The sequence below is a fragment of the Loktanella sp. D2R18 genome (assembly GCF_003318235.1).
Lineage (GTDB): Bacteria > Pseudomonadota > Alphaproteobacteria > Rhodobacterales > Rhodobacteraceae > Yoonia.
This window is the reverse complement of record NZ_QOCG01000030.1, coordinates 198,971-210,442: the sequence shown is the minus strand read 5'-3', so window position 1 is coordinate 210,442 and position 11,472 is coordinate 198,971. Positions and strand designations below refer to the sequence as shown.

10 protein-coding genes are annotated in these 11,472 nt (G+C 56.2%); 4 read left to right on the top strand and 6 right to left on the bottom strand.

Annotated features, from left to right (window positions below; translation table 11 throughout):
- Nucleotides 1-58: 58 nt before the first annotated feature.
- Nucleotides 59-220 (top strand): Tat pathway signal protein, encoded by a 162-nt coding sequence (locus DS901_RS14495; protein ID WP_113777638.1) that lies wholly within the window; start codon nucleotides 59-61, stop codon nucleotides 218-220.
- A 475-nt stretch (nucleotides 221-695) separates the two neighbouring features.
- Here the strand turns inward: DS901_RS14495 and DS901_RS14485 are convergent, their stop codons facing one another.
- From DS901_RS14485 to DS901_RS14470, 4 genes are all read right to left on the bottom strand, one after another.
- A complete protein-coding gene (locus DS901_RS14485; protein WP_113777636.1) occupies nucleotides 696-3,827 on the bottom strand; it encodes a valine--tRNA ligase in 3,132 nt (1,043 codons plus the stop codon).
- Between the two features lie 60 nt (nucleotides 3,828-3,887).
- Nucleotides 3,888-4,649 (bottom strand): anti-sigma factor family protein, encoded by a 762-nt coding sequence (locus DS901_RS14480; protein ID WP_113777635.1) that lies wholly within the window; start codon nucleotides 4,647-4,649, stop codon nucleotides 3,888-3,890.
- Nucleotides 4,646-5,143 carry an RNA polymerase sigma factor gene (locus tag DS901_RS14475; protein WP_113777634.1) on the bottom strand — a complete coding sequence of 166 codons (498 nt, stop codon included), beginning with the start codon at nucleotides 5,141-5,143 and terminating at the stop codon, nucleotides 4,646-4,648. Before DS901_RS14475 ends, DS901_RS14480 begins: the two co-directional genes overlap by 4 nt.
- Before the next feature lie 80 nt (nucleotides 5,144-5,223).
- Nucleotides 5,224-5,604 (bottom strand): COG4315 family predicted lipoprotein, encoded by a 381-nt coding sequence (locus DS901_RS14470; RefSeq protein ID WP_113777633.1) that lies wholly within the window; start codon nucleotides 5,602-5,604, stop codon nucleotides 5,224-5,226.
- A 179-nt stretch (nucleotides 5,605-5,783) separates the two neighbouring features.
- Here DS901_RS14470 and DS901_RS14465 point away from each other — a divergent pair, with 179 nt between their 5' ends.
- Together DS901_RS14465 and DS901_RS14460 are read left to right on the top strand one after the other, a co-directional pair.
- On the top strand, nucleotides 5,784-8,084 hold the full coding sequence (locus tag DS901_RS14465) for a xanthine dehydrogenase family protein molybdopterin-binding subunit (protein ID WP_113777632.1): 2,301 nt from the start codon (nucleotides 5,784-5,786) through the stop codon (nucleotides 8,082-8,084).
- On the top strand, nucleotides 8,071-9,129 hold the full coding sequence (locus DS901_RS14460) for a DUF2235 domain-containing protein (RefSeq protein WP_113777631.1): 1,059 nt from the start codon (nucleotides 8,071-8,073) through the stop codon (nucleotides 9,127-9,129). Before DS901_RS14465 ends, DS901_RS14460 begins: the two co-directional genes overlap by 14 nt.
- Here the strand turns inward: DS901_RS14460 and DS901_RS14455 are convergent.
- Nucleotides 9,091-9,570, bottom strand: coding sequence for a PaaI family thioesterase (locus tag DS901_RS14455; RefSeq protein WP_113777630.1), 480 nt, complete (start codon nucleotides 9,568-9,570; stop codon nucleotides 9,091-9,093). The genes DS901_RS14460 and DS901_RS14455 overlap by 39 nt on opposite strands.
- 37 nt (nucleotides 9,571-9,607) lie before the next feature.
- Nucleotides 9,608-10,474, bottom strand: a complete 867-nt coding sequence (metF, locus tag DS901_RS14450) for a methylenetetrahydrofolate reductase [NAD(P)H] (protein ID WP_113777629.1) — start codon at nucleotides 10,472-10,474, stop codon at nucleotides 9,608-9,610.
- Between the two features lie 91 nt (nucleotides 10,475-10,565).
- On the opposite strand from metF, the gene DS901_RS14445 reads away from it, so the two are divergent.
- A complete protein-coding gene (locus tag DS901_RS14445; RefSeq protein ID WP_113777628.1) occupies nucleotides 10,566-11,471 on the top strand; it encodes a LysR family transcriptional regulator in 906 nt (301 codons plus the stop codon).
- The last annotated feature ends 1 nt before the right edge of the window (nucleotide 11,472 follow it).

Here is an 11,472-nt window from a genome sequence, read left to right as displayed (position 1 = left end):
CTTGAAACCAATGCAATCGTGATTATCTGAGAATTATTCGCAACAAGGGGGGTATAAGATGAAGTTATCACGCCGCGGGTTCCTCGCTAGCACAGGCGCAGCCGTCGCTATGCGCGCCGCCCCACAGATTGCCAGCAAGACTGGTGGCCGCAGGGTATTGACGTTGGTCTATGATAAAGGGCTGGGGATGATGCGCGCGGTTGAGCGGGTGGTGCGCTAGGTACAGCTGTATTCCAGATACTTTTGAACATATTGAACGAAGATACAGAATTAGCTGTCGATCCACAGCGGAACAATGATCTCGAAGCAGCGCGCTGAAGTGACGGGTAATTTGTAAGTAAAAAACAACCTAGTCTCACCGTTGCCCGTGTTGTCATGCTCGGATGCGACAACCAAGTCATCTGAATCGTAAAGCTGACAAATAACCATTTCTCCAAACTGGGTGTCGGGAATAACTATTTCGTAAGGATGTACCAATATCTTTGGATGTGATCTGAGTTCCACGTCATGAATTTCTTCATAGACGATCCCATCAGAGGATGGATCGTCAAAACCTCCTCGGTATTGAGCCAGTGCTGCGCCACTCGAAGCTGAAAAAAAGTACTAACACCACAGTTGACAGGAGGGTTCGAGAATTCATTTCTACACCGGTCGATTTGAAAGTGCTCGCCACATTTCGGCGAGCACTTTTAGTTTCACCCAATCTCTTTCAACCGCGCGATTGCCGCCTTGATCTGCGCTTCTTCGCCTTCGCGTAGGCTCAGATTTTCTTTGGCTTCGGCCACAACCTCATCCGGGGCGGAGGCCACGAATTTAGGGTTGCCCAGCCGTCCGCGCAAACCGCCCAGTTCTTTGGCCAGCTTTTGCAGCGTCTTTTCTAGCCGTGCGATTTCTTCGGGCACGTCGATCAGATCGGCGAGCGGTAGGCCGAATGTGCCGCCCTCCATTGGGATCGTGACGCAGCCCTTTGGGAAGGCGTCGACAGCTGTCAGGCTTTCGATCCGTGCGAGCCGTTGGATCAGCACATGGTTGTTGTCCCATGCGGATTGGCCTTTTGCGTCGAGTCCGGTCACGACCAGCGGCACCTTGGCACCCGCAGGAACGTGGCTTTGCGCGCGGGCAGAGCGGGTGTTGTCGATTAGGTCGATCACCCAGTTCATTTCGCGGTCTGCGTCTGCATCGACTAATTCCGCCGCCGTGTAGGTCGGCCAATCGGCGTGGACCAGCATTTTAGCACGGCTGTCGGCAAGGCCCCAAAGTTCTTCGGTGATGAACGGCATGATCGGGTGCAGCAGGATCAGGCATTGGTCCAGTACCCAGCGCAGGGTGGTTTGGGTTTCGAGTTTAACTGCTTCGTCATCGCCTTTAAGCAGTGGTTTCGCGAATTCGAGATACCAGTCGCAGACCTTGCCCCATGTGAAGGCATAAAGCGCGTTGGCCGCGTCGTTGAAGCGATAAGCGGTAAGTGCTGCATCAACCTCTTCACGGACTTTTGCGGTTTCGCCGATGATCCATTTGTTCAGCGTGGTGTTTGGTTGCGGCAAAGCGGCGTCACCGGGGTAAGGGACTTGATAATCCGGGTGCACAGCCAACCCAAAGGCATTCCAAAGTTTGGTGCCAAAGTTGCGGTAGCCCTTGATCCGGTCTTCTGAAATTTTCAGCACGCCGCCAAGTGCACCCATCTGCGCGTTTGAGAACCGCAGCGCGTCCGCACCGTATTCATTGATCATGTCCAGCGGGTCGATGACGTTGCCCTTGGTCTTGGACATTTTCTCGCCCTTTGCGTCACGCACAAGCTGGTGCAAATAGACGGTGTGGAACGGGTCATCTTTCAGGACGGCTTGCGACATCATCATCATCCGGGCAACCCAGAAGAACAGGATGTCTTGGCCAGTGATCAACACGTCACCGGGGAAATATTTCATCGCGTCGTTATCTTCGGGCCAACCGAGCGTACCGAAGGGCCAAAGGCCAGACGAGAACCACGTGTCGAGCACGTCAGGATCGCGCCAAACGGGGAATTCCAGTTTGGTCGGATCTTGCGTGACGTTATACGCGGCAAGCCCCGCTGAGAAACGATCAATCGCTTCGGCTTTATCCGCAACCTCGACCACCGTCGCATGGCTGATGGGGCTAGGAGTATCGGCATTGTCAAAGACGAAGGCTGATTTGACGCTGTCGAAATCGGTTGCGCAATGCATGACGGTGCCGCGATGGACGATACCATCCAGAAGCAGGCCAAGGATTTCAACCTCATCCAGATCGCCAGACGGGTTGTGTTCATCTTCAACCCCAAGGTCGAGCCCATACCAAACCGGGATTTGATGCCCCCACCAGAGTTGTCGCGAGATGCACCAAGGTTCGATGTTCTCTAACCAATGGTAAAATACTTTTTCGCCTGATTCAGGCATGATTTTGGTCCGACCTGTTTTCACCGCGTCCAGCGCAGGGCCGACGATTTTATCGGTGTCGACGAACCATTGGTCGGTCAGCGCAGGCTCGATTACGACCTTTGACCGGTCGCCAAACGGCTGCATGATTTTCTTGGCTTCGACAAATGGCACGGTCTCGGTCACTTCGACCTTATTGCCATCTTCGTCTTTTTCAGTGCGGGTCACATCGTGCATGACCGCGTTGCCTTCGGCAGTAATATCTTCAACGACCTTTTTACGCGCCTCAAAACGGTCCAGCCCGCGGTATTCCTCGGGGACCATGTTCATCGCGGCGATCATTGCCTCGTCGAATTCCTGTTCGCCGTTAGCAATGGCTTGGGCGGTTGCGGCTTCTTCCACATAGGGCGCGCCGTCGGAGCGCATCGCGCCTTTCGTATCCATCAAGGAATACATCGGAATGCCGCCGCGTTTGGCGACTTCATAGTCGTTGAAATCATGCGCGCCGGTGATTTTCACCGCACCAGACCCGAAATTCATATCAGGGTAAGGGTCGGTGATGATCGGGATCAGGCGGCGCTGTTCCTTGGGGCCGACAGGAATTTCGCATAGCTTGCCAACAATCGGGGCATAGCGTGCGTCATCTTTATGCACGGCAACCGCGCCGTCACCCAACATGGTTTCGGGGCGCGTTGTTGCGATTGAGATATAATCGCGGGTCTCGCGGAGGGTGACGTTGCCGTCTTCGTCTTTTTCGACGTATTCATAGGTTTCACCACCCGCGAGCGGATATTTAAAGTGCCACATATGGCCGTCGACTTCGATGTTTTCGACCTCAAGATCGGAAATCGCTGTTTCAAAATGCGGGTCCCAGTTGACCAGACGTTTGCCGCGATAGATCAGCCCGTCGTTGTACATCTGCACAAAAACTTTCAGCACGGCATCGTGAAAATTGCCGGGCCTTTCGCTTGCGGGTGCGCTTTCGGCACCGGACATGGTGAATGCGGACCGTGACCAGTCCATACTATCGCCCAAACGACGGGCCTGCTGTTCGATGACGCCGCCTTTGTCGCCTTTCCATTCCCAGACTTTTTCAAGAAACTTTTCGCGGCCCAATTCCGTGCGCTTAGGCTGACCTGTCGCGGCAAGCTCTTTTTCGACCATCAATTGCGTCGCGATGCCCGCGTGATCAAGTCCGGGCTGCCACAGCGTGTCGTAGCCTTGCATCCGTTTCCAGCGCGTCAGGATATCCATCAGCGTGTGGTTAAACGCGTGCCCGACGTGCAAATGGCCCGTGACATTGGGTGGCGGCAATTGAATACAAAAGGTTTCATCGCGGCTGGCGTTTGCGCCTGCCTTAAATGCGCCCGCGTTTTCCCACATCTCGTAGATGCGTGCCTCGGCGGTTTTTGCGTCGAATGTCTTGTCCATGGCCATTGTCACGTTCCCAATATTCTTTGGAACCGAATACCCAATGGCTGGGTCAAGGGAAAGGGGCTATAGCTGGTTATAGATGCTGACGGCCAATTGGTTGAGCGCGTCACGGTCCACATCACCGACAATCGCATAGCTTAGGTTTGCGTCTTCCCAGTAGAAACTGCCAGTTTCGCCGGTTTGGTTGTAGTTAAACGATGCCAATTGCCCGGTGGCCCCTTGCACGGCGAACAGGGTGATACGCTTGCCGCCTGCGTCTTCATACATGAATTGTGCGGCGGGGCCTTCTGTCGCGGACACCAAGCGCCCGCCGACAAGCGTAAACCCATTTGCGGTCAGGTCGGGGGCTTGAAGCGGTTCGCCCACGCGGTTGGAGAGCCAACGTACAAGCGTTTCTTCTTCAGAGGCTGCGACCTCAACGGGCCGGTGCGGATCGATGCTATAGATGGCGTGGGCTTGCACGGCTTCTTGGACAAGGCTGGCCATCAAGAGGGGATCGGTTTGATTGCCGCGGGCGATCCAGCCGCCGGTCATGCCTACGGCCAGCATTGCGATGGATGCTGCAATGGCGGACCATGACAGCCCGGTCGGCGCATTGATGTTGGCTGGCTCCGCCGGGAACGCAGGCATCACCGGCGGGGTATCGCGCGCGGGGTACAGCGCATTGATCGCATCGTTTTGTTGTTCCCACGCGGTTACATCGTCCAGCGCATCGGGGTTTTCGTTCAAATAGGCCTCGACCAAGGCCATATCCGCATCATCCAACTGCCCGTCCACAAAGGCGTGCAGCATGTCGGCTGTGATTTTATCGTTCAACGCGCTCATGATACTGGGCTTTCAACTGGTTGCATTGCCGCCTTGAGTGCGGCGCGTGCACGCCCCAAACGAGACATAAGCGTCCCGATAGGAATATCCAATGTTGCGGCCGCGTCCTTATAGCTGAGTCCACCGACCACCACACTAAGCAGGGCTTCGCGTTGCTCTTCGGGCAGGGTGGCCATCGCACGTGCTGTTTCCGCAAGCGCAAGTTGGTCATCTAGCGTATCAGCGGCGGGCACCGTTTGCGCAATATCCTCAAGCGGCGCAGTCGCATGACGGCGTGCAGGCGCGCGCAACTGCGTCCGGTATGTATTCAGCAAGACCTTCATTGCCCAAGCTTTGACCGTGCCAGTGGGTTCCCACATCGCACGTTTGCGCCAAGCCCGTTCAACCGCGTCTTGCAAAAGATCATCCGCAGCGTCACGGTTCCGGGTCAACGCAAATGCGTAGCGCCACAGATCCGGCATGCAGTCCGAGATTTGCTGTTGAAAGTTGCTCATCTTGGGGGCGTGCATCCGTGACCAATTGCTGTCCCGGCCGACCGTAGCGGCCGGGACGCGATAGGTAAAGCTGTTCGGGCCTAAGGGCGCGCAAGATGCCAATTCCCGCCGACGCCGTCGCCTGTTGTGTCGCCCGGAGCGCGGTCATTCACCCAAAGGTACAGCGGTTGGCCGTCATAGGCCCATTGCATGCTACCATCATTACGGGTGATCACAGTAAACGCGTCTGATGCTGTCGCATCCGCTGCTGCAGCCAGTGGCGGCCAGTTGACGGCACAGCCGCCGTTACATGCGGATGTCGTGGCCGTGTCTGGGTCAAATGTATACAGGCTCATGCCGTCTGCATTTGTCAGAATGCCGTTTGTGTCGATAGCTGGCGCGCTTGCATGGCCCGCTGCATATGCGTCATCACATGCGGCAAGACCTACGATTGTTGTCAAAGCAAGAATAGAAAGTTTCATAAAAATACTCCGGTTTTGTTTGGTGTCGCTGCCGGCCTATCCGGTCAGTTACTATACCAATGCGCGAAGGCCGGGTTTTAATCCCGAGATTTGAATTTTTTTCGCACAAAGCTGTCTATGGACATCGCACGACGCGTGTTTAGGGTAGTGCGCAGAACGCCAAAATCGGGATCAAGCGGATGGAAAAATTCGGAAAAAGCCAATCGGTAAAGCGGGTCGAAGATGTGCGGTTCGTGACCGGGCATGGCCGCTATATCGATGACATCGCGCCGCAGAACGCGCTTTACGCATATTTTTTGCGGTCATCCGTTGCACATGGTGTGATTGCCGCGCTTGATCTTGACGACGCGCGGGATATGCCCGGTGTGCAGTTGATTGTCACGGTAGATGACTTGATCGCGGCAGGTGTCGAAATTGGTCTTGGAGCAGCAGTTGTCAAAAATCGCGATGGCACGCGCGGCGCAAAACCTGTGCGACCGATACTCGCGCAAGGGCGCGTGCGCCACGTCGGCGAGGCGATTGCCATGATCGTCGCGGATAGTTTGGCCGAGGCCAAGGATGCGGCAGAGGTCATCGGGCTTGAGATTGACGATTTGCCCGTGCATGTGGATTTGGTGGCTGGGGGCGATGCGATCCATGCAGAGGCACCCAAAAACCAAGCATTCGATTTTGGTTTGGGCGATGAGGCCGCGACTAAAGCAGCTATTGCCAGTGCGGCACATGTGGTCACGACAGACGTTGTCGATAACCGTATCATCGTGAACGCAATGGAGCCGCGCGGGTGTTTTGCTGAGGTCGTAGATGGTCGTTTGCATCTGGCCTTTGGCGGGCAAGGCGTTTGGGGGCTCAAAAATGATCTGGCGATGCACTTTGGGATGGATAAAGCTGATATTCGTGTGACGAACCCGGACGTCGGGGGGGGATTCGGGATGAAAGGCATGCGCTATCCTGAATATTTCGCGGTCGCCCATGCTGCGCGCGTGTTGGACCGACCTGTGCGCTGGATGTCCGAGCGGACAGAGGCGATGTTATCCGATAATGCGGGCCGCGATTTGACCACAAAGGCGACACTGGCGTTTGATGGAAACTACCGCATTGTGGCCTATCACTTGGATACAGTCGCGAATATGGGGGCCTATAATTCGGGTTATGCTCAGCCGATCCAGACCGAACTGTTTTCCAAGGTCCTGATGGGCACCTATGATGTGCAAACCGCCTATATGGGCTGCATTGGGGTGTTCACAAATACGACCCCTGTGGATGCGTATCGTGGTGCGGGGCGCCCCGAAGCAATCTTTGTGCTAGAGCGCGCGATGGACGAAGCCGCGCGTCAAATGGGTGTTGATCCTTGGGCCCTGCGCGAAAAAAATTTCATCAAACCGGATCAATTTCCCTACACATCTGTAACTGGCGTGACCTATGACGTGGGTGATTTCGCAAAGGTGCTGCACCGGGCCGCGTCTGTGGCTGATCGCGACGGGTTCGCCACCCGTAAAGCTGCCAGCGCGGCCAAAGGGCTTCTGCGTGGGCAGGGGCTTTGTTACTATATCGAAAGCATTTTGGGCGACACCGAAGAAACCACAAAGGTCGCATTCACGGATGATGGGGCGCTTATTTTCGTTGGCACCCAATCCAATGGGCAAGGGCATGAAACTGTCTATGCACAGTTCCTAGCGGATCAAACGGGAATCCCGGCGGATCAGATCACAGTGGTGCAAGGCGATAGCGACCAAATCGCCAAAGGTGGCGGCACAGGTGGGTCACGTTCGGTGACGGTGCAAAACACCGCGACTTTGGCAACGGTCGGGGTGATCATCGACGCGTTCCGCGCGTTCTTGGCGACGGACCAAGGCGTTGACGCCACGGTTATCAGTTTTGATGATGAAAGGTTCCGTATCGCAGGATCAAACCTGACACCAACGATGCTTGAAGTCGCTGAAATGGCCCGTGATGCCGGGCGCGATGATTTGTTGACGCATACGGCGACAATTGATCTCGAAAACCGGAGCTTTCCAAATGGGGCGCATATTGCAGAGGCCGAGATTGACCCTGAAACCGGCGTTGTCGCTGTCGATCGTTACACAGTGGTCGATGACTTTGGGAATTTGATCAACCCGATGCTGGCAGAAGGCCAAGTCCACGGCGGCGTCGCCCAAGGGATCGGGCAAGCGCTGACAGAACGGGTGGTGTTTGACGAAACTGGGCAATTGTTGACCGCAACATTTATGGATTACGGGATGCCGCGCGCGGATGACATTCCGATGATCCGTTTTGCGACGGAAAGCACGCCTTCACTGAACAACCCGATGGGGATGAAAGGCTGTGGCGAGGCAGGTACCGTTGGGGCGCTGGCGGCCGTGGCGAATGCGGTTGTGGATGCGCTGTGGGATGTTGGGGTGCGGCGGGTCGATATGCCCTTTACGCCACACCGAATCTGGAAAGCCATCGTAGAGGCAAAGAAAAACAGTGCAGCTGCGTGATTGGCTTTTTGGGCTTTTCGGGCGGCGTGCGCGCACCGAAGAAGGGGGCATTCGCGGGCGTGGGCCTGCGACCCATGTCGTTGTGCTTGATGGGACGCGGTCGTCACTTGAGCCAGGATGCGAAACCAATGCTGGGATCACATTTAAGCTGCTCAACGAGGTCAGCGCGCGCACCAATCTGACCGTCTATTACGAAGCGGGCATTCAATGGCGCGACTGGTCGGGTACATGGGATGTGATCACGGGCAAGGGGATCAACCGGCAAATTAAACGTGCTTATGGCGTGATCGCGTCGCGGTATCGGCCCGGCGATAAGATCATTCTGGTCGGCTATTCGCGCGGCGCTTATGCTGTGCGTTCGCTCGCGGGGGTGATTGACGGTATTGGGTTGCTCAAGCCGGAACATGCAACGGTGCGCGGGGTACGCCAAGCCTACCGGCATTACCGCAACGGCGATACGCGCCCAGTAGCGGCGCGATTTCGCGAACTTTACTGCCATGACGATGTGAAAATCGAAGCGGTTGCCGTTTGGGATACGGTCAAAGCGCTGGGAGTGCGGTTGCCAATCTTATGGCGTTGGACGCCCACACAGCACGGGTTCCATAACCATGCGCTAGGCGCGCATGTGTTGAACGGGTTTCATGCGCTGGCGTTGGATGAACGCCGCATGGCTTACGCGCCGGTGATGTGGCAACGACCGGACGATTGGCTCGGTCATATGGAACAGGTCTGGTTTCGCGGAAATCACGCGGACATTGGCGGGCAGGTGGGTGAACACCCGCAGGCGCGACCTTTGGCGAATATACCACTGGTTTGGATGCTTGATCGGTTGTCAGATTGTGGCGTGCCTTTGCCCGACGGCTGGCGGGTACGGTTCGCGCAAGACGTGGATGCCCCGTCGATTGGCCATTGGCGCGGCTGGTCAAAGGTGTTTCTGGCGCGCCGCAAACGTGTGGTCGGGCGGTGCGCCTCGGAACGGTTGCACGAGACGATTGCGCCGGCTGCTTTAGCCGGGGTTGAACTGCATGATCAGGCAAGTAGTTGACCCGGTTGCATAAAGCTTGCCATCCGCGACGCCTTTGATTTCACCATGCGAAACCCCGGTGGACCGCCCCGCGTGATCCAAAATCCCGGTAGCAATGATTTCCATGCCGATAGGGATCGCGCGGATCAGGTTCACCTTATACTCAAGGGTTGTATAAACCGCACCCTTTGGCACAGCGGTCATCACTGCGCAGGCCATACAACTGTCAAGCAGGGTCCCGTACCAGCCGCCATGTACGCCGCCCATCGGATTTGTGTGCTGATACTCTGGACGGCCACGAAATGTCACTTTACCCGGGGAAACAGTATCAAGTTGGTAATTCATGCCCCGCGCAATCGGCGCGCCTAGGCCGGGTTCGGTAAGCATTGTCTGAAGATATTCCAACCCCGACATGGATAGCATCCGGTCGCGGTCGGGCAGGGTATAGGGGGTAGTTGTCATCAGGGCCTCGGGCGTTGTTCGGCCTAAGGCTGACGTTTTAAGCGACGTTCTGCAAGCTCGCTTTTGGGGTCACACCAAGCGCATGGCAGACATCGCGGGTTAATTCAGGACGGTTGAGCGTATAGAAATGCATGTGTTCAACGCCGCCTTGGCGCAGGTCATCGCATAGTTCTGTTGCAAGTGCTGTTGCCAATAGATCCGTCGTGCCGTCGCGTGTCGCGTTTTCAAAGGCGTCCGTGACGACCTGTGGGATCGTAGTGCCGCACATCTTGGCAAAGCGTTGGGTGCCCGCCCAGTTTTCAATCGGCAAGATACCGGGCAAGATAGGGGCGTCGATACCCGCCTTTACACAGGCATCGCGAAACCGGAAAAACGTGTCGGCCTCGAAGAAAAACTGCGTGATCGCTGATGTCGCGCCTGCATCGATCTTGCGTTTCAGAAACGCGATGTCAGCGGCTTGGTCTACGGCTTCGGGGTGCTTTTCGGGGTAGGCGCCAACGCGGATGTTAAATTTACCCGTGTCTGCAAGCGCGCCGATCAATTCAACAGAGCTTGCAAAACCTTCGGCATGCGGGGTGAACCCATCTGCTCCTTTAGGAGCATCGCCGCGCAGGGCCACGATTTCGCGCACACCTTCTTGTGCGTAGCCTTCGGCGATCTCAAGCGTTTCTGCTTTGGTTGCGTCGACACATGTCAAATGCGCGGCCACGTTCAGACCGCTGGTCTTATGGATGGTGCCCACAGCCTCGTGCGTCAGCTTGCGGGTCGTGCCGCCTGCGCCGTAAGTCACGGATACAAATGTCGGATCAAGAGGAGCGAGCGTGTTCACACAATCCCAAAGCCGGAACGATGCCGCGAGCGATTTGGGCGGGAAGAATTCGAATGAAACAGTTGTATTTGACATGGGCGGACCTCTCTCTTGTGCTGGTTGTATCGCAGCTTTATTAACATGAGGCAAATTCATAACTTTCACCACGATCATGAGGGCGGTTCATATGCATATCGAATTCCGGCATTTACGGACCATCAAAGCCATCCATGATACCGGGGGGCTGGCCCGCGCGGCGGAACAATTGCACATCACGCAAAGCGCGCTGAGCCATCAGATCAAAGGGATCGAAGATCAGGCGGGAGTCGAATTGTTCGTGCGCCGCTCTAAGCCCTTGAAACTGTCTGCCGCCGGGATGCGGATGCTGGCCACCGCCGAGACGATATTGCCGCAAGTTGCTGCGCTTGAAGCCGAATTTTCAGGGCTGATCCAAGGCAGCGCAGGGCGTTTGCATATCGCCATCGAGTGCCACGCCTGTTTCGAATGGCTATTCCCGGTGTTGGAACAATTCCGCAAAGCGTGGCCAGAGGTTGATGTCGATATCCGGCCTGGTCTTGCCTTTGACGCGTTGCCAGCCCTGCGCAAAGAAGAGGTCGATTTGGTCGTCTCATCTGACCCTGAAGACCTGCCCGAGACTGATTTCACTCCGCTTTTTGACTATGAACCTGTGTTCGTCGCCTCATCGGCGCACCCGCTGGCGCAAAAGGACGTGATTGAAGCCGAGGATTTTCAAGGCGAAACCTTGATCACATATCCCGTTGAACGCGCGCGGCTTGATGTGTTTTCAGAGCTTTTGACCCCCGCGGGGATAGAGCCGGGATCGGTGCGGCAGGTCGAACTGACGGCTGTGATCTTGCTGTTGGTTGCGTCAAACCGCGGCGTGGCCGTGCTGCCCGATTGGGTGGTTAGCCAAGTGCGCTATAACTCGGATTACGTCACGCGGCCGCTGACCAAGACAGGGATCACAAAGCGGCTTTATGCGGCGACGCGGTCTGATGATACGCAGCGCCCCTATATGGCGCATTTGATCCGGCTCGCGAAACAAGAGGCTGTTAAGCTGCAGCGCCGTTAAC

Bases quoted from the DNA above. Each gene is read 5' to 3' on its own strand.
- DS901_RS14495 (WP_113777638.1), top strand. From the start codon at position 59: ATGAAGTTATCACGCCGCGGGTTCCTCGCTAGCACAGGCGCAGCCGTC.
- DS901_RS14485 (WP_113777636.1), bottom strand. From the start codon at position 3,827: ATGGCCATGGACAAGACATTCGACGCAAAAACCGCCGAGGCACGCATC.
- DS901_RS14480 (WP_113777635.1), bottom strand. From the start codon at position 4,649: ATGAGCGCGTTGAACGATAAAATCACAGCCGACATGCTGCACGCCTTT.
- DS901_RS14475 (WP_113777634.1), bottom strand. From the start codon at position 5,143: ATGAGCAACTTTCAACAGCAAATCTCGGACTGCATGCCGGATCTGTGG.
- DS901_RS14470 (WP_113777633.1), bottom strand. From the start codon at position 5,604: ATGAAACTTTCTATTCTTGCTTTGACAACAATCGTAGGTCTTGCCGCA.
- DS901_RS14465 (WP_113777632.1), top strand. From the start codon at position 5,784: ATGGAAAAATTCGGAAAAAGCCAATCGGTAAAGCGGGTCGAAGATGTG.
- DS901_RS14455 (WP_113777630.1), bottom strand. From the start codon at position 9,570: ATGACAACTACCCCCTATACCCTGCCCGACCGCGACCGGATGCTATCC.
- metF (WP_113777629.1), bottom strand. From the start codon at position 10,474: ATGTCAAATACAACTGTTTCATTCGAATTCTTCCCGCCCAAATCGCTC.
- DS901_RS14445 (WP_113777628.1), top strand. From the start codon at position 10,566: ATGCATATCGAATTCCGGCATTTACGGACCATCAAAGCCATCCATGAT.